The 18,275-nt window shown below is 65.1% G+C and carries 15 protein-coding genes; 2 read left to right on the top strand and 13 right to left on the bottom strand.

The window, feature by feature from the left end; genetic code table 11:
• Positions 1 to 115: 115 nt before the first annotated feature.
• The 10 genes from serS to RAD04_RS25395 all read right to left on the bottom strand — a co-directional run bounded on the left by serS (position 116) and on the right by RAD04_RS25395 (position 10,865).
• Positions 116 to 1,447 (bottom strand): serine--tRNA ligase, encoded by a 1,332-nt coding sequence (gene serS, locus RAD04_RS25350; RefSeq protein ID WP_461625934.1) that lies wholly within the window; start codon positions 1,445 to 1,447, stop codon positions 116 to 118.
• A 192-nt stretch (positions 1,448 to 1,639) separates the two neighbouring features.
• Positions 1,640 to 2,458: a twin-arginine translocase subunit TatC gene (gene tatC, locus RAD04_RS25355; protein ID WP_018317876.1), complete on the bottom strand. Its 819-nt coding sequence runs from the start codon at positions 2,456 to 2,458 to the stop codon at positions 1,640 to 1,642.
• Complete coding sequence (gene tatB, locus RAD04_RS25360; protein ID WP_461625935.1) at positions 2,455 to 2,958, bottom strand: Sec-independent protein translocase protein TatB; 504 nt, start codon at positions 2,956 to 2,958, stop codon at positions 2,455 to 2,457. The genes tatC and tatB overlap by 4 nt, the downstream gene beginning before the upstream one ends.
• Before the next feature lie 90 nt (positions 2,959 to 3,048).
• The gene (locus RAD04_RS25365; protein WP_028145381.1) at positions 3,049 to 3,282 is read right to left on the bottom strand and encodes a twin-arginine translocase TatA/TatE family subunit; all 234 of its coding nucleotides are present in this window, start codon (positions 3,280 to 3,282) and stop codon (positions 3,049 to 3,051) included.
• A gap of 167 nt (positions 3,283 to 3,449) precedes the next feature.
• Positions 3,450 to 4,214: an SMC-Scp complex subunit ScpB gene (scpB, locus tag RAD04_RS25370; RefSeq protein ID WP_461625936.1), complete on the bottom strand. Its 765-nt coding sequence runs from the start codon at positions 4,212 to 4,214 to the stop codon at positions 3,450 to 3,452.
• Between the two features lie 21 nt (positions 4,215 to 4,235).
• Positions 4,236 to 5,075, bottom strand: a complete 840-nt coding sequence (locus tag RAD04_RS25375; RefSeq protein WP_461625937.1) for a segregation and condensation protein A — start codon at positions 5,073 to 5,075, stop codon at positions 4,236 to 4,238.
• A complete protein-coding gene (nagZ, locus tag RAD04_RS25380; protein WP_461625938.1) occupies positions 5,072 to 6,100 on the bottom strand; it encodes a beta-N-acetylhexosaminidase in 1,029 nt (342 codons plus the stop codon). The genes RAD04_RS25375 and nagZ overlap by 4 nt, the downstream gene beginning before the upstream one ends.
• Before the next feature lie 46 nt (positions 6,101 to 6,146).
• A complete protein-coding gene (locus tag RAD04_RS25385; RefSeq protein ID WP_461625939.1) occupies positions 6,147 to 7,727 on the bottom strand; it encodes an SPOR domain-containing protein in 1,581 nt (526 codons plus the stop codon).
• 141 nt (positions 7,728 to 7,868) lie between these two features.
• A complete protein-coding gene (gene argS, locus RAD04_RS25390) occupies positions 7,869 to 9,659 on the bottom strand; it encodes an arginine--tRNA ligase (RefSeq protein WP_461625940.1) in 1,791 nt (596 codons plus the stop codon).
• A 9-nt stretch (positions 9,660 to 9,668) separates the two neighbouring features.
• The gene (locus RAD04_RS25395) at positions 9,669 to 10,865 is read right to left on the bottom strand and encodes a deoxyguanosinetriphosphate triphosphohydrolase (protein ID WP_461625941.1); all 1,197 of its coding nucleotides are present in this window, start codon (positions 10,863 to 10,865) and stop codon (positions 9,669 to 9,671) included.
• Between the two features lie 149 nt (positions 10,866 to 11,014).
• Here RAD04_RS25395 and erpA point away from each other — a divergent pair, with 149 nt between their 5' ends.
• Positions 11,015 to 11,344, top strand: a complete 330-nt coding sequence (erpA, locus tag RAD04_RS25400) for an iron-sulfur cluster insertion protein ErpA (RefSeq protein ID WP_038949166.1) — start codon at positions 11,015 to 11,017, stop codon at positions 11,342 to 11,344.
• Between the two features lie 4 nt (positions 11,345 to 11,348).
• Here the strand turns inward: erpA and RAD04_RS25405 are convergent, their stop codons facing one another.
• A complete protein-coding gene (locus RAD04_RS25405; protein ID WP_461625942.1) occupies positions 11,349 to 13,679 on the bottom strand; it encodes an ATP-binding protein in 2,331 nt (776 codons plus the stop codon).
• A gap of 134 nt (positions 13,680 to 13,813) precedes the next feature.
• Between RAD04_RS25405 and xth the strand changes: the two genes are divergently transcribed.
• Complete coding sequence (gene xth, locus RAD04_RS25410; RefSeq protein ID WP_461625943.1) at positions 13,814 to 14,611, top strand: exodeoxyribonuclease III; 798 nt, start codon at positions 13,814 to 13,816, stop codon at positions 14,609 to 14,611.
• Positions 14,612 to 14,717: 106 nt separating this feature from the next.
• On the opposite strand, the gene RAD04_RS25415 is transcribed toward xth, so the two are convergent.
• Positions 14,718 to 15,548 (bottom strand): tetratricopeptide repeat protein, encoded by an 831-nt coding sequence (locus tag RAD04_RS25415; protein ID WP_461618910.1) that lies wholly within the window; start codon positions 15,546 to 15,548, stop codon positions 14,718 to 14,720.
• The gene (ilvD, locus tag RAD04_RS25420) at positions 15,535 to 17,256 is read right to left on the bottom strand and encodes a dihydroxy-acid dehydratase (protein ID WP_461625944.1); all 1,722 of its coding nucleotides are present in this window, start codon (positions 17,254 to 17,256) and stop codon (positions 15,535 to 15,537) included. The genes RAD04_RS25415 and ilvD overlap by 14 nt, the downstream gene beginning before the upstream one ends.
• Between the last annotated feature and the right edge of the window lie 1,019 nt (positions 17,257 to 18,275).

Here is an 18,275-nt window from a genome sequence, read left to right on the forward strand (position 1 = left end):
GCCGGCCGCCCGATCTTCGCAACCGATCGTTTCCAACATTTCAAACGGGCAACGCGATTCTCGTCTTGACGCGTTTTCTTGACGCGAACCGGTACCCACTTCGCCCGAAAACGCTTTAGTCGCGCCCGATCACCTTCACGCCGCCCATATAGGGCTGCAGCACGTCGGGGACTGCGATCGAGCCGTCCTCCTGCTGATAGGTCTCCATCACAGCGATCAGCGCGCGGCCGAGCGCGGTGCCCGAACCGTTCAGCGTGTGGACGAAACGCGGCTTGCCGTCGGGACCGCGCGAGCGCGCATCCATGCGTCGTGCCTGGAAGTCGCCGCAGACCGAGCAGCTCGAGATCTCGCGGAATGCCCCGCCCTCGCCCTGCCCCGGCATCCAGACCTCGATGTCATAGGTTTTTTGCGACGAGAAACCCATGTCTCCTGCGCAAAGCGTCATCACGCGATAGTGCAGCCCGAGCCGCTGCAGCACCTGCTCGGCGCAGGACAGCATGCGCTCCAGCTCGTCCTTGCTCACCTCCGGCGTCGTGATCGAGACCAGCTCGACCTTGGTGAACTGGTGCTGGCGGATCATGCCGCGCGTGTCACGCCCGGCAGCGCCCGCCTCGGCGCGGAAGCACGGCGTCAGCGCGGTGAGGCGCATCGGCAATTGCTTCTCGTCGAGAATGGATTCGCGCGCGAGGTTGGTGAGCGAGACTTCGGCGGTCGGAATGAGGCCGAGGCGCTCTGTCCTCAGCCGCTCCTGGTCGGGCGAGGCAAGGAGCTCGCCCTTGATCGCCCAGAACTGATCATCCTCGAACTTCGGCAATTGTCCAGTGCCGAACATGATCTCGTTGCGCACCAGCAGCGGCGGATTGATCTCGGTATAGCCGTGCTCGTCGACGTGCAGATTCAGCATGAACTGGCCGAGCGCGCGTTCGAGCCGCGCCAGTCTCTTCTTCAGCACGACGAAGCGGGCGCCGGAGAGTTTTGCTGCCGCCTCGAAATCCATGTCACCGAGCGCGGTGCCGAGATCGTCATGCAGCTTCGGCGCAAAGCCGTAGTTGCGCTTGTTGCCGAACACGTGGTGCTGCACGTTGCCGTGCTCGTCGACACCATCGGGCACTTCGTCGAACGGAATGTTCGGGATCGCGGACAGCTCTTTGGTCAGCTCCTCATCGGCGGCTTTCGCGGCGGCCTCGAGCTGCGGCATCGTGGTCTTGAGCTCGGCGACCTCGGCCATCAGCTTGGCTGCGCGCGCCTCGTCCTTGGCCTTCTTGGCGTCGCCGATTTCCTTGGAGGCCGCGTTGCGCCGAGCCTGCGCCTGCTCGGAGGCCAGGATCGCCGCACGCCGCGTCTCGTCGATCGCGAGCAGCGAGGCCGACAACGGCTTAAGGCCGCGCCGGGCGATGCCGGCGTCGAAGGCTTGCGGATTATCGCGGATCGATTTGATGTCGTGCATGGCTGTGGTCCTGGATCAACGCGTAAACATACAAGGGCAAACGTTGTACGTCAGCGCGTCCCCTAGCACAGCTGTCATCATCCGCGAAGGCGGATGATCCAGTATTCCAGAGAGGGTGGTGATTCTCCGAGGGGCCGCGGCGTACTGGATTCCCCGCTTGCGCGGGGAATAACAGCGAGGGTGTGGCGGTCTCTACTCCGCCGGATTGGCCGGCGTCGACACGTCGGTGCCGGTGGCGGCCTGCGCCGCGGCGGCGGCCTTCTTCTCCACCATCGCCACCGCGATGATCGAGCCCTCATAGAGCGCCATCAGCGGAATCGCCAGCGAGCACTGGCTGATCACGTCGGGCGGCGTCAGCACCGCCGCGATGACGAAGGCGATGACGATGAAATAGCGCCGCTTCTCGCGCAACATCTTCGAGGTGATGATGCCGATGCGGCCAAGCAGCGTCAGGATCACCGGAAGCTGGAAGGCAATGCCGAAGGCAAAGATCAGCGACATCATCAGCGACAGATATTCGCCGACCTTCGGCAACAGCTCGATCTTTGCGGTCTCGTCGCTGCCGAGTTGCTGCATGCCAAGCGAGAAGCGCGCCAGCATCGGGAACACAACGAAATAGACCAGCGCCGCACCCAGCACGAAAAAGAACGGCGTCGCTACCAGATACGGCAGGAAAGCCTGCTTCTCGTGCTTGTAGAGCCCGGGCGCCACGAACATGTAGACCTGCCCCGCCACGATCGGGAACGAGATGAAGGCCGCGCCAAACATCGCCAGCTTCAACTGGGTCAGGAAATATTCCAGGAACGCAGTGTAAATGAGCTTGGCGTTTGCGGGATCGCCGACGGCCAGGACATATGGCCATACCAACACGTTGAATATCTGCTTGGCGAAGAAGAAGCAGAAGATGAACGCAATGCCAAAGCCGAGCAGCGCCTTGATCAGCCGCGAGCGCAGCTCGATCAGATGGTCCATCAGCGGGGCTTTGCTGGCCTCGATATCGGCGTCGGTCATGACGCTTTGGCGTCCTTGATCGCTTCGGATGGCGCGGTGTCCTGCGCAACCTGCGCCTGCTCGACCTCGCGGGTGATCGCAAGCGGCTCGTTCGCAGCCGCATGCGCCTCGGCTTCCATGAAGGTCGCAGGCGTCGGCGCTTCCGGTGTCGTTGGTGTCGTCGGCGGCTCGATGGCAGTTGTGGTCGGCGTCTCCGCCGGCTTATCGAGCGCATCGACGCGCAGTGCGTCGCTGACGTCCTTCTGGAGCGAGGTCAGCGGATTGTTGCTGGTGAAGCCGGTCGCGGCTTCCTTGACCTCGTCGAAGCTCTTCTTGAGGTCGGCCATCTCGGCCTCGCGCATCGCTTCCTGGAACTGGCCCTGGAATTCGGCGGCCATCTTGCGGGCCTTGCCCATCCACTGGCCGACCATGCGCAGCACGCCCGGCAGCTCTTTCGGGCCGATGGCGATCAGGGCCACGACCCCGATCAGGACCAGTTCACTCCACCCGATGTCGAACATGAGGTCTTCCGTTCACGCGAAGCCGCAGCCGGCCCAATCCCTTGCGCGCAGGATCGGGCCGCACCCCGCGTCTCGCGTGCTTCTTCCGGCTCAGACGGCCTTGCTGCCGACGTCGGACCGCGCCGCGGTCGGCGCATTATTGTGCTCGATGGACTTGGCCGGCTCGGGCTTCTCGGCGGGCTTGTCGTCGTCCTGCATGCCCTTCTTGAACGCCTTGATGCCCTGCGCCACGTCGCCCATCAGATCCGAAATCTTGCCGCGGCCGAACAGCAGCAGGACCACTGCGATCACCAGGATCCAGTGCCAAATGCTGAGTGAACCCATCCTGCAACCCTCCAAACGCGCATGGCCGGGGACCCGGCCGATCTTCACCGAAACCTAGGCTTGGCAGGTCTCAAAAACAAGGACCTAGGCAGCGCCAATTCGCTGTTGGCACTACGTAATCTTGCTAGTGTTAACCGGTCGCAGGGCACCGGTAAAACGCAAAGGCCTCACTCTTCGGTGCTGCCTTCGCCACCCCCCTCATTGCCGCCTTCCGGCGCCTCTTCCGGGCTCTCGGGCTCGACCGCAGGCGCCAGCGCCAGATCAAGGTCCTCGCCCGGTTCCAAGGGATCCTCGTCCTCGCGAAGCTGCGGGTCGTCCGACGGCGTCGGCACGCTGAACCCGGTCGGCAGGCGCGAATCCAGGAGGCCCGTGCCCTTCAGCTCCTCGAGGCCCGGCAGATCGCCGAGCTGTTCCAGGGTGAACTGCGACAGGAAGTCCTCGGTGGTTCCGAAGGTCAGCGGACGGCCGGGCGTCTTGCGACGGCCACGCGGCTTGATCCAGCCGGTCTCCAGCAGCACGTCGAGGGTGCCCTTCGAGGTGACGACGCCGCGGATCTCCTCGATCTCGGCGCGCGTCACGGGCTGGTGATAGGCGATGATCGCCAGCACCTCGATCGCCGCGCGCGACAGGCGGCGGGTCTCGGTGCTCTCCCGCGTCATCAGCCAGGCGAGATCGCCGGCCGTGCGGAAGGTCCATTTGTTGGCAACGCGAACGAGATTCACCCCGCGCAAGGCGTAGTCGGCCTGCAATTGCTCGAGCGCGGCCTTGACGTCGACGCCCTCGGGCATGCGCTTGGCCAGCGTCGCGGTATCCAGCGGTTCACTCGAAGCAAACAGCAGCGCTTCCAGCAGCCGCAATTCCTCGGGACGTGCCTGGGATTCGTTCTCCATCGGCTCGGCCTCTTCTACCCGCACTTCAGCCAGGCTTGCCATGGCAGCTTCTCCTTCTTGCACTTAACCGACCGGCGCATCAGGCGCAGGAGCTGCGTCCGGCACCGGTTTGGGGCGCCCCTTCCGGAAATAGATGGGCGCAAACGCCTCTTTCTGGTTCAGCTCCAGCTGACCTTCGCGCACCAATTCGAGCGCAGCAGCAAAGCTCGAGGCGAACACCGTCGCGCGCTGGGTCGGATCTGCGACGTGCCGGACCAGGAAGTCGTCGAGCACGCCCCAATCGTCTTGCTCGCTGATGCTGCCGACCAGCCGCTCCAGCGTGGCGCGCGCCTCGGCGAGCGACCACACCGTGCGCTTGGCCAGATGCACGCTCGCCAGCACGCGCGACTGGCGCTGCGAGGCATAGGCGGTGAGCAAATCGTACAGCGTCGCCGTGTATTTCGGATGCTTGATCTCGGCGATCTGCTCGGGCTCACCGCGCGGGAAGATGTCGCGCCGCAATTGCTGCCTGTTCATCAGCCGGTTGGCGGCTTCGCGGATGGCCTCCAGCCGGCGCAGGCGGTTGGCGAGCGCTGTCGCCATCTGCTCGGCGCTGGGGCCTTCCGCGCTCGGCGGCTCCGGCAGCAGCAGGCGCGACTTCAGGAAGGCGAGCCATGCCGCCATGACGAGATAGTCGGCGGCAAGCTCGAGCCGGATCTTTCGCGCGGCTTCGATGAAGTGGAGATACTGGTCGGCCAGCGCCAGGATCGAGATCTTGGCGAGGTCGACCTTCTGCTGCCGCGCCAGCGCAAGCAACAGGTCGAGCGGGCCCTCATAGCCCTCGACGTCCACCACCAACGCCGGCTCACCCTCGGCAAGCTCTGCGGGCCGCCCGGTTTCGAAAGATAGAATTTCTGCGGTCATGCGGATGCCGTGTTTGCCCGTGCGATCAATGCGTCCAGCTCAGTGCGTGCGGCGACGCGGTCGAGCGGTTGCGGCGCCTTGCGCGCGGCGAGCGCGGCGTTCGCCCGCTCCAGCGCCCGGCCCGACAGCTCAGGTGTCTGGTCGGCGACCTCGCGCATCTCCTCGATATTGCCGTTGCAATGCAGGGCCATGTCGCAGCCGGCCGCGAAGATGGCGCGGGTCCGCTCGGCGATATTCCCCGACAGCGCGTTCATCGACACGTCATCACTCATTAACAAACCCTGGAACCCGATTGCGCCGCGAATCACGTCAGCAATCATTGTCGCAGATGTCGTCGCCGGATGGGCGGGGTCGACCGCGCTAAACACAACATGTGCAGTCATGGCCATCGGCAGGTCCGAAAGCGGCTTGAACGCGGCGAAGTCGGTCCGTTCCAGCTCGTCCCTCGACGTATCGACCGTCGGCAGCTTGAAATGGGTGTCCGCGGTGGCCCGACCATGGCCGGGGATGTGCTTGAGGACCGGCAACACGCCGCCCTGCTCCAGGCCCTCGGTGACCGCGCGCGCGATCGCCGCGACCTTGCCGGGCTCGGCGCCATAAGCCCTGTTCCCGATGACGGCATCGGCGCCCTCGACCGGCACGTCGGCCAGCGGCAGGCAATCCACGGTGATGCCGAGATCGGCAAGATCGGCTGCGATCAGACGGGCGGACAGGCGCGCCGCGGTGAGCCCGAGTGCCGAATCAGTGTCGTACAAGGTCGAGAAAACAGCGCCCGGCGGATAGACCGGCCAGTGCGGCGGACCCAGCCGCTGCACCCGTCCGCCTTCCTGATCGATCAGGACAGGCGCGTCGGTGGCACCGGCCGCCGTTCGCAATTCCGCAACCAGTGCAGCGACTTGAGCTGGCGTTGCGACATTGCGCTTGAAGAGGATGAAGCCCCATGGGCGCTGGTCGCGGATAAACTCCCGCTCGACGGCGGTCAGTTCCGTTCCGGATACACCGGTAATGAAGGCCCGCGTGCTCATAACGGCCGATTAACCCTGACCCGCGAGGGGGTCAAGGAAACGGCCGTTAATTCCTCTGGACGAAGCAGGCAGACAAGCCAGCAGACTTCAGGCTGTTGCAGGCATGCGTCGCTTCCTCGGCCGAACCATAGGGCCCAGCGAAGGCGCGGTAGACGACGCCCTTGCCCTTGTCGCTGAGGTCGACCCGCTTGATCACCGGCGAACGGGAACCGAGCACGCTGCCATACTTGCTCTGAAGCACGCGGTACGACGCGGCGGCGCTATCCTCGCTCTGCTGCGAGGAGACCTGCACGATGTAGCCGCCACCGCCGCTGCTGGCGGGTGCGATCTGCGTCGGGGTGGTCGCAGCCATCCGCTGCGGCGGTTCGGCTGCCGGGACCGACTGCGGCGCCAGCGACATCGGCTGGTTGGCGCTGGCATTGGCCGAGGTCGGCGGATTGCGCGGCGCGGCCGGCGCAACGGGCGCAGCAACAGGCTTCGGCCCCGCTGTGGCCCTGGCGGCAGCGGCCGATTGCGGCGTGGCGCTATCGGTCTGATCGCCCTTCACGGCGACAGTCCTGATCGGGCGCGGCGAATTGTTCGGCATCGTGCCGTTGCTCGCGCCCGTGCTCGGCGGCGGCACCGCAGACGGCGACACGCTCGCGACCGATGGCGGGTTCGCATTCTGGTTCAGCGGCGGGAACACCACGCGGGGACCGCCCGCCTTGGCGTTGACGTCGACCGGCGCCTCTTCGCGCGGCACGATCTTCTCGGTGCCATCGCCGCTCACCATGCGATCCGGCACCTTGGCCGAGGAATCCGTCGGCGCGGGCACGATCTTGGTCGGAGTGTTGTCGGCCTTGATGATCGGCGGCTCACCGCTGCGGGGCGAGCCGACATAGGTCTTGTAGGCGAAGGCGGCGCCGGTGCCGACCACGGCAAGCGCCAGGATCGCCGCGACCGTCATCATGCCGCCGCGCTGCTTCTTTGGCTCTTCGACCTCCGCATCGGGATAGTCGCTCTGATACGCGTAGGGATCGTCGGGATAGGCCGGATCGCGCTGATAGTCCTGCTCGCCTGCCTCCAGCCGGCCGTAGAGCGCATCGTCGTAGCGCGCCGGATCGGGCTGCTGATGCGGCTCCTGATAGGCCTGTTGCTGGTAGGCCTGATCCTGGTAGGCTTGCCCCTGGTAGGACTGCGCCTGATAGGCGTGGTCCTGATAAGCCTGCGGCTGATGAAGATCAGGCTCGGGCGCGGCGGGCTGGGCTGAATAGCGGTGCAACGGATGAACCGGGTTTACGGACACGGGATAGTCGGGTTCGGGAGCTGGCGCCGGCTGCGGCTGCACGTTGGCGCGCCGCATCCATGAGGGCGGCCCGGGCTGCGCCGGCGGGGCCTGCTCGGCATAGTCCTGCTGATAATCGTGTTGCCGATCCTCTTGCCGATAGTCGTCGTCCTGATAGCCCTGTGCGGGCGCGGGGGCTGCCGGCGGTTGTGCGCCGGACCGCCCCTGAGCTGCGAACGGATCGGTCTGTCCGATCAGGCGGGCGAGCTCGGCCAAGGGATCGCTCTCCGCCTTGCCATGCTGGGCGCCACCGCGACCATAGTCATCGGAGGGAAACGGTCTGTCCTGATATCGTTCGGCCATCGTGATGATGCGTCCCTTCGGGAAAGCCGCGCGCCCCTCGACCAAGGCACGGCTTTCGACCCACAAGGCTTTCAACCAAGTCTAAGCGATCCGGCTTCTGCCGGTTACCCCCGATATTCCCCTTAAGTAGTTCGCCCCAAACTACCGCATCTCGTTCGGAGCATGGACGCCGAGGATGGCGAGGCCCGATGCCAGAACCGAGACGACGCCCTGGACCATGGCCAGTCGCGCCTTTGTAAGCTCTGCATCATTATTGATAATGAAGCGTAAATAGGGCAAATCGCGCCCCTTCGTCCAAAGTGCATGAAATTCGCTGGCTAAATCATAGAGATAAAAGGCAATTCGGTGCGGCTCGTGGGCCGCGGCTGCGGCTTCCAGCATGCGCGGAAATATTGCGAGCCGCTTGAGCAGGTCGAGCTCGACGGGGTCTGACAGCCGTTCCAACGCCGACTCAGCGAGCCAAGCGATCCGCTCGCCGGCATCCTCCGGCAGTTCCGGGAACACCTCCGCTCTCGCGTTGCGGAAGATCGAGTGGCCACGAGCGTGGCCGTACTGGACGTAGAACACCGGGTTGTCGCGCGACTGTTCCATGACCTTGGCGAGGTCGAAGTCGAGCACGGCGTCGTTCTTCCTGTAGAGCATCATGAAGCGGACGGCGTCCTGGCCGACCTCATCCACCACCTCACGCAAGGTGACGAAGTCCCCGCTCCGCTTGGACATTTTCACCGGCTCGCCGTTGCGCAGCAGCTTGACGAGCTGGACGATCTTGACGTCGAGCGAGCCCTTGCCTGACGTCGTCGCCTTCACCGCCGCCTGCATGCGCTTGATGTAGCCGCCATGGTCGGCGCCCCAGACGTCGATCATTTCCGCAAAACCGCGGTCGAACTTGTTCTTGTGGTAGGCGATGTCGGCGGCGAAGTAGGTGTAGGAATTGTCCGACTTGATCAGCGGACGATCGACATCGTCGCCGTAAGCCGTCGCCTTGAACAGCAGCTGCTCGCGGTCTTCCCAATCCTCGACCGGCGCGCCCTTCGGCGGCGGCAGGCGGCCTTCGTAGACGTCGCCCTTGGCCTTCAGGAAATCGATGGTCTCGGCAACCTTATTGTTGCCGGTCTCGATCAGCGAGCGCTCGGAGAAAAACACATCGTGGCGGATGTTGAGGGCGGCGAGATCGTCCTTGATCTCGTCCATCATCATCGCGATCGCCTTGGCGCGCACCGTCGGCAGCCATTCGACCTCGCTCATCGCGAGGAGCTTGTCGCCGTGCTCTTTCGCCAGCGCCGCGCCGACCGGCTTCAGATAGTCGCCCGGATAGAGCCCTTCCGGGATCGCACCGATGTCCTCGCCGAGCGCCTCGCAGTAGCGCAGGAACGCGGAGCGCGCGAGCACGTCGACCTGGGCGCCGGCGTCGTTGATGTAATATTCGCGCGCGACGTCGTGGCCCGCGAACTGGAGCAGGCTCGCCAGCGCGTCACCAAACACGGCGCCGCGGCAATGGCCGACATGCATCGGCCCGGTCGGATTGGCCGAGACGTATTCGACATTGACCTTGGACCCGCCGCGGACGCGGCCGTAATCGGCGCCCTCGCGCAGCACGGTCCGCAGCGCCTCGGCCCAGGCAGCGGGCTGCAGCGTCAGATTGATGAAGCCGGGACCGGCGACGTCGACCTTGGCGATCAGCGCGTCCGCGCGCAGCCGCTCGGCGATCTGCTCGGCGAGGTCGCGCGGCTTGGCCTTTGCCTCTTTCGCCAGCACCATGGCGGCGTTGGTCGCCATGTCGCCATGGGAGGCATCGCGCGGCGGCTCGACCACCACGCGGGAGAGATCGATGCCCTCGGGCCAATTGGCTTCCGCCGCCAGCGTGCGGCAGGCGGCGTGCACGCGTGCAAGCACGTCGGCGAACAAATGCAGTGCTGAGGATGTGTCGGGCATGGCCGCCGCCTAACGCAAATCGGGGGTCGAGTCAAAAAGCCGCTGGTGCTCGGTCAGGGCGAAACGGTCGGTCATTCCGGCAATGAAATTGCCGATCCGGCGGGCCCGGTCACCCTCATTGTCCGCCTCCGCCCCCAGCAGCCATTCCGGCGGCAGCTCGCCCGGGGCTTTCAGGTATTTCGCGAACAGGTCGAACAGGATCTGCTCCGCCTCCCCCATCACCCGCATCACCCGCTTGTGACGGTACATGTGCTGATAGAGGAAGGTCTTGATGGCGGCCTCCTCCTCGGCGACCTCGGCCGGAAATGCGACCAGCGGCCGGCTCTGCTGGCGGACATCCTGGGCGGATTGGGGCTTCACCGCGGCGAGGTTCTTCTGCGCCTGCGCGAACACCGCACCGATCAGGTGCGAGATCAGCTCGCGCACCAGCTCGGCACCGCGCCTGAGGTCTTCGAGATCGGGATAGTGCGCTGAGGTCTCGGCGATGATTTCAGCTGTGAGCGGCATCACCTTGAGATCGTCGAGATGGAACAGGCCGGCACGCAGGCCGTCGTCGATATCGTGGGCGTCATAGGCGATGTCGTCGGCGATGGCGGCGACCTGCGCCTCCAGCGAGGCGAAGCTCCACAATTCGAGGTCGTAGATCTTGATATAGTCGGCGATGCCGACGGGAATGCCGTGCGCGCGATAGCGACCGACCGGCGCGCCGCTGCGGTCGGTCAGCGGACCGTTGTGCTTGACGATGCCCTCGAGCGACTCCCAGGTCAGGTTGAGCCCGTCGAAATCAGGGTAGCGATGCTCGAGCGAAGCGACGACGCGGAGCGTCTGGGCGTTGTGGTCGAAGCCGCCAAAATCCTTCAGGCAGGCGTCCAGCGCCCGCTCGCCGGCATGGCCGAACGGGGGATGACCGAGATCATGGGCCAGCGCCAGGGTTTCGGTGAGATCCTCGTCCAGCCCGAGCTGCCGGGCCAGCGCACGGGCGATCTGCGCCACCTCCAGCGAATGGGTCAACCGGGTACGGTAGTGGTCGCCCTCGTGGAACACGAACACCTGGGTCTTGTACTTCAGGCGGCGGAACGCGGTGGAATGGATCACCCGGTCGCAATCCCGCCGAAACGGGCTGCGGGTCCGGCTCGGCGGCTCCGCGACCAGCCGGCCGCGGCTGCGGTCGGGATCGCAGGCATAGGGCGCTTGGGGGGCAGCCATTCCGACGGACACGACGAATTTAGTCCCTATCCATTTGATTCTGCGTATCCTTGCACTTAACTATGCCGGACACGGGATACCAAATGAATTGGGCAAGTGAACCTGCCAAGTGAACCTGGTATGACCGCGGGGACTATCGGAGACGAGCCATGACGACCGACGTGACCATCAGTGACCGCGCCGCACGCCGGATTGGGGAGATCCTCAAGGGCGAAGGCTCTGGCGCGATGCTGCGCATCTCGGTCGAGGGCGGCGGCTGCTCGGGTTTCCAGTACAAGTTCGACATCGACCGTGCGCGGACCGACGACGATCTCGTGATCGAGCAGGACAATGCGGTGGTGCTGGTCGATTCCGCCTCGCAGCCGTTCCTGGCGGGATCGCAGGTCGATTTTGTCGACGATCTGATCGGCGCTTCGTTCCGCGTCAACAATCCGAACGCCACGGCGTCCTGCGGCTGCGGCACCAGCTTCTCGGTCTGACCGCTTACGCGCCTGTTATCTGCTTCTCCTCGTCCGTCCACTCCAACTCGGCCGGCATCAGCTCCGGCTGCAGCGGCGCGTCCTCGGACATCACGTGGCCGTCGAGCGCACGCAGCAAGGCCGCGACCAGCGCCGGCTTGCGCAGCGGCTTGGCGAGGAAGTCCGACATGCCCGCCTCGCGGCAGATCCTAACGTCCTCGGGGAAGGCATTGGCGGTCAACGCGACGATCGGCAAAGCTTCGCAGCGCCCACCTTGCGCGCGGATCGCGCGGGTGGCGGCAAGCCCGTCCATGTCGGGCATGCGCACGTCCATCAGCACCACATCGTAGTTGCCTTCGGATGCTGCCGCGACGGCTTCGGCGCCGTCGGTGACGACGCGCAGCTCGACGTCGAAGGCCCCCAACATCTTGCTCACGACCATGCGGTTGACCGCGTCGTCCTCCGCGACCAGCACCTTCAGCGGCCGATCGAGACCGGCGATACGGGTCTTGAGCTCGTCGGCCTCATCGTGGCCGGCCGTCTGCTCGGAGGCCTGCGCCTGGCTCCAGGGCAGCACCAGCGTGAAACGGAAGGTCGATCCCTCGCCCGGCGTCGAGGTGACGCCGATGGTGCCGCCCATCTGCTCGATGATGCGCCGGGATATCGCGAGGCCGAGGCCAGTGCCGCCGAAGCGGCGGCTGATCGAGGCATCGGCCTGCGCGAAATCGCTGAAGAGCTGGCCGAGCTTTTCGGGGGCGATACCGATGCCGCTGTCGGTCACCGTCCATTCGACGGTCGCCAGCAGGTCGCGGCGCGCCTGGCAGGTCGCAGAGATCGTCACCTCGCCTTCATCGGTGAACTTCACCGCGTTGGACGCGAGGTTGAGCAGCACCTGGCGGATACGAGCGACGTCGCCGCGTAGCGTCGGCGGCAGGTTCGGGTCGAGTTCCAGCTTGACCGACAGCCCCTTGCCCTTGGCGCTCGCGCGGACAACGGTCGCGACCGCCTCCACCAGCGTTTGCGGGGCGAAGTCGATCACCTCGAAGGTGAAGCGCCCGGCCTCGAGCTTGGACAGGTCGAGGATGTCGTTGAGGATACGCTGGAGATTGTCGCCGGACTCGCGGATCGTGGTGACCGCCTCGCGCTGCTCCGGATCGAGCTTGGTCTCGAGCAGCATGCTGGCAAGCCCGAGCACGCCGTTCATGGGCGTGCGGATCTCGTGGCTCATCACCGCGAGGAAGTCCGACTTGGCGCGACTCTCGGCCTCCGCCTTTTCCGCGCGCCAGCGTTCGGTCACGTCGCGCCCGAAGCCGCGATAGCCGAGGAATTGTCCCTCACGGTCATAGGCCGGCTTCGCCGTCAGCGACCACAGCCGCGCCTCGCCGCCGGCGACGACCTTGAGGTTCATCTCGTGCAGCGGCTCGTTCTGCTCCATCAGGCCGACGACGTTATAGGCCGCGCTCTTGTCCTCCGGGCACAGCATGTCGAGCACGTCGGCGAAATGCGATCCCTTCAACAGCGGCAGCGGCAACTGAGCGACGTCCGCGAAACGCTCGGGCACGTCGACCAGATGCCCTTCGGCATCGGTCTGCCACAGCCAGTCGCTGGCGTTCTCCTGAAAGTCTTTCAGCAGCAGCGAGATGATCTCGGTCTGGCGTTCGAGCTCGAGCTGGGCCTTGAGATTGCCGAGGAACAGATTGCCCTGCGAGACGATGCTGCGTGCCATGAAAAATGCGAACAGCAGCAGGAACACCGCCGTCACCAGATACGGCCCGGCGCCGCAGAGCAATAGCGCCCCGGCGCAGGCGGTCGTCATGGTGGCGAGATAGACGAGGCCGGCGCGCGGGAACGTCGACAGCGTGAAGGCACCGCCCGACATCATGCCGACCATCAGGCAGGCCAGGATCAGCTGGCTGGTCGGCTCGATGCGGCTGAATAGAGCGAGCGGCAGCGCGCCCCAGATCGCGGCGAGCAAGACCGCCTGCCGAAGCATCTGCCGCGCGACACGGGGCGAGGCCTCCTGCGGCGGGTTCTGATGCGACCGCCGCCAGGCGCGCACAGCGAGCGAGGCGGTGGCGGCGAGCGTCAGGCCCCAGATCGCGAGGAAATCGTTCCATCCCCTGCCCCAGAACAGGATCAGCACGATGGCGACGTTCAGCATCGTCACCGCCATCGTCACGGGAATCAGCCGCGTCACGGCGTCGATCTGCTTGGCGCGGATGCGGCGGATCTCGCGCTCGCTGAGATCGGCGGTCAGGCCGTCCTCGATCTCGAAGCCGCCGAGCCAATACAGGAACGCGCCGATCAGGTCGTCACGCGGCTCGGTTCGCTTCATCGATTTGTCCGGCCATCCCATTCGCGGAACCTTTTGACGATCAATGGCCTGCCGCCTGCTTAAGCCGGGTTAATTTTGTGGGAGATTTTGCGGCGTCCTTGACGGGCGCGTTTGCAGTTTGTTCTAACCATGGCCCCTGCCCGGAGCCCGCCGACATGACCATCAGAGTTGCCACCTGGAACGTGAACTCGGTCCGGCAGCGGATCGACCTTCTTCTGACCTGGCTGAGGGAGTGCCAGCCGGACATCGTCTGCCTCCAGGAGATCAAGTGCGTCGACGAGGCCTTCCCGCGGCTGGAGATCGAGGCGCTCGGCTACAACGTCATCACCCATGGGCAGAAGACGTTCAACGGCGTCGCGCTGCTCTCCAAGCTCCGGTTCGACGAGACCAAGTCGGGGCTTGCCGGTGACGACGAGGATGCCCATGCGCGCTTCCTCGAGGGCGTGGTGACGCTGAAGTCGGGCGTGATGCGCATCGCCTGTCTCTATCTGCCCAATGGCAATCCGGTCGGGACCGAGAAATATCCCTACAAGCTCAAATGGATGTCCCGGCTTCTTGACTATTCGAAGGAGCGCCTCAAGACCGAGGAGCCGCTGATCCTCGCCGGCGACTTCAACGTCATCCCGCACGCCCGCGACGTCCATAACCCCGCCGCCTGGACCGAGGACGCGCTGTTCAAGCCGGAGACGCGGGAGAGCTTCCAGTCCCTGCTCGGCCTCGGCCTGACCGATGCCCTGCGGGCCGTCACCGATGAGCCCGGGCTTTACACCTTCTGGGACTACCAGGCCGGGGCCTGGCAGAAGAACCAGGGCCTGCGGATCGACCATCTGCTGCTGTCGCCGCAGGCCAGCGACCGGCTCGCCAATGTCGGGATCGACAGCTATGTGCGCGGCTGGGAGAAGCCCTCGGACCACGTGCCGGTGTGGGCGGATCTGGATCTGGAGGCGGCGTAGGCCGGAGCCCGGAGGTGGTGGGTTACGCTTCCGACGTTCCGCGTTGAATCAGCGAGAATGTCGTCGCTAACCCACCCTACGGCGCTATGGCACCTAGGTTGCCGAGCTACTCCCGGCGGCCGCCCTGCACCCACTGTTCCAGCATTTGCAGGCACATGGCGCGGTCGTCGTCGGAGGCCTTGGCGAAGGCGCGGCTGTAACTTTCCTTGATCCAGGTCTCGTCGGCGCCGGCGCTGTCACGCGCCAGCGTCAGCCACATCAGGCCGCGCGCGGCCTGTCGCGGCAGACGGTCGCCGTTGAACAGCATCTGGCCGAGCAGCGCCTGCGCCTCGTGCTGGCCCTTCTGCGCGGCGAGGCCGAGCCAGCGCGCGCCGTAGCGGAAATCCTCGCGCGAGGCATCCGGCGTCTTCAGATAGAGCCGGGCGAGATCGTATTGCGCGTCGGCATTGCCGAAATAGGAGGCAGCATAGGAGAACATCTCCCGCGCCCGCTCCGGGTCCGACTTGACCTTCGAGTTGGGGATGCCGCTCAGATAGTAGCGGCCGAGCGCGACGAAGGCGTTGGCCACGATCTGCGCCTGCGGAGCCGACGGGCTGTCCTCGGCATGCGCATTGGCGATCCGGCTGAAATATTCGAAGGCACGCAGATCGTCCTGGGCGACGCCGTCGCCGTTGGCGTACATGCGGCCGAGCTTCCACTGTGCGATGGGGTGGCCACCCTCGGCGGCATATTGCAGCGCACTGAGCGAGGTCTCCTGAGGCACAGTCGCCGGCGCGACCTTGCCGCGCGCGGTCGCCGCGGTCCCCGGCAAGGTGGTCACGACCGGGATTGTCGCGTCCTTCGGGTTGACCGGAGCCCCGTCGAAGGCAAGCGCCGGCGCGGCCAGCGCACCGACCCCCAACACAAACGCAACTATGGCACGCCTAGATGTCCGCATAGCACTGTTTCTCGTGCGCGCCGCCCGGATGGGTCACAGCCCCCCCGACCGCTGGTCCAACCTGTTGAGTATATTTCCAGAGCGCACCTGACGTGTGGTTAGTCGCGCGAGCGGTCCATTTGGTCTTGCGCTGGGCCAGCTCGGCGTCGCTCAATTTTACGTTAAGGGTACCGGCGACCGCGTCGATCTCGATGATGTCGCCGTCCTCGAGCAGCCCGATCGGGCCGCCAATGGCAGCTTCCGGCCCGACATGGCCGATGCAGAAGCCGCGGGTGGCGCCGGAGAAGCGGCCGTCGGTGATGAGCGCGATCTTGCCGCCCATGCCCTGGCCGGTCAGCGCCGCGGTGGTCTGGAGCATTTCCCGCATGCCGGGGCCGCCCTTCGGCCCCTCGTAGCGGATCACGATGACTTCGCCTTCGCGGTAGGTGCGCTTCTGGACCGCCTCGAAAGCATCCTCCTCGCGGTCGAAGCACCTGGCCGGACCGGTAAACCTGAGGTTGGACATTCCCGCGACTTTCACGATCGCACCTTCTGGCGCCAAATTCCCCTTCAGACCGACCACACCGCCAGTGACGGTGATGGGCTTGTCTGCCGGGTGCACCACGTCCTGGTGCGGATTCCACTTCACGCTCTTGAGGTTTTCGGCGATCGTGCGGCCCGTGACGGTAAGGCAATCACCGTGCAGGAAGCCGTTGTCGAGCAGCGTCTTCATCAGAAGCGGTATGCCACCTACTTCAAACATGTCTTTGGCGACATAACGGCCGCCCGGCTTCAAATCCGCGACATATGGTGTCTTTTTGAAGATTTCGGCAACGTCGAACAGGTCGAACTTGATGCCGCACTCATGCGCGATCGCCGGCAGGTGCAGCGCAGCATTGGTCGAGCCGCCCGAGGCTGCGACCACGGCGGCGGCATTCTCCAACGCCTTGCGGGTGACGATGTCGCGCGGCCGGATGTTTTCGGCGATCAGGTTCATCACCTTCTCGCCCGCGGTCATGCAGAAGGCGTCGCGGATTTCATAGGGTGCCGGAGCACCGGCCGAGTAAGGCAGTGCGAGGCCGATCGCCTCGGACACGGTCGCCATGGTGTTGGCGGTGAACTGCGCGCCGCAGGCACCCGCCGAGGGGCACGCCACGCGCTCGATCTCGTCGAGATCCTCGTCCGACATGGCGCCGACCGAGTGCTTGCCGACGGCCTCGAACATGTCCTGCACGGTGACCTGCTGCCCGCGGAACGTGCCGGGGAGGATCGAGCCGCCATAGATGAAGATCGAGGGCACGTTGAGACGGACCATCGCCATCATCATGCCCGGCAGCGACTTGTCGCAGCCGGCAAGCCCGACCAGCGCGTCATACGCATGGCCGCGGACGGTGAGCTCGACGGAGTCGGCGATGCATTCGCGCGACGGCAGCGAGGAGCGCATACCGTCATGGCCCATCGCGATGCCGTCGGTCACGGTGATGGTGCAGAACTCGCGCGGGGTGCCGCCGGCCGACGCCACGCCCTTCTTCACCGCCTGCGCCTGGCGCATCAGGGCGATGTTGCAGGGAGCGGCCTCATTCCAGCAGGATGCGACGCCGACGAAAGGCTGGTGGATCTGCTGGGTGGTCAGACCCATGGCGTAGAAATAGGACCGATGCGGTGCGCGCGCAGGGCCTTCCGTCACGTGACGGCTCGGCAGCCTCTGCTTGTCAATCTTCGCGTTCATCGCAAACCAGTTTCCTCGGTCAACCCTTTCAGACCCGAAAAATCAGAGCCAAGATTTGAATCGACCTTGGGATTTCTCGTCGCCTTCGAAGACCGCCGCTGCCCCTAAAACATTAGAGCGATTTTATTCATGCTCGGGTGTGGCCAAAAAGCGGCGGTGATGCGAACCACCAGTGATGACGGTTAAATCGGAACCGGGTGTTGCGTAGACAGCACAATCGTTACCGGGAAGACACGGGGTGGACTACTACAATACCCCTCGCGAAGAGGATGATCCACAACTTCAGATTTTGTATCGGCAACATCACTTCCGAATTTGCTCCACGAGGCGGTACCGCGCGGGTGAGTCGGGGCGCGCCGCTCATCAACGATTCTTCCCTCGTGTCCCGGACGAGCCGCAACGCCTCTTAGCGTTGCGGCTCAGAGCCGGGATCCAGAAAGCAACAGGGCGCGATGCGGATGGATGGGCCCCGGCTCTGCAGCGCACCGCTGAAGGAGCGCTGCGCTGCGTCCGGGGCGCGAGAGCGGAGTTATGACGCACGCTTTCTCCACGCCGTCATTGCGAGGAGCCCCTGCGACGAAGCAATCCAGAATCCCTCCGCAGAGAGGCTCTGGATTGCTTCGTCGCTTCGCTCCTCGCAATGACCGCGTATGAGGGGACACCCTGGTTCTCCAAGTGACGCCGTCATTCCCCGCGAAGGCGGGGAATCCAGTACGCTGCGGCTTCTTGGTTCAATCACAACTGTCTCTGGAATACTGGATCACCCGCCCCAGTGCGCAAGTGCGCACAAGGCGGGCGATGACACTGAATGTGTGGATGCACACGCCTTCTCGTCCTCGCGGCGCATTCGCCCGAGCTTTGCTTGGTCGCTCCACCCTCTAAAGCAAGAGGGCGCAGGGAAGGCCGGGTGCTGGCTCGCACCCGCGGTCCGCTGCGCGAAATGCACACGCAGGAAGAACCGCACAGCAGCATACAGGTGGTGCCGATCACTCGGCCTTCCCTGCGCAGTGGCTGGACGG

It is taken from the genome of Bradyrhizobium sp. 25ACV, from assembly GCF_054863005.1.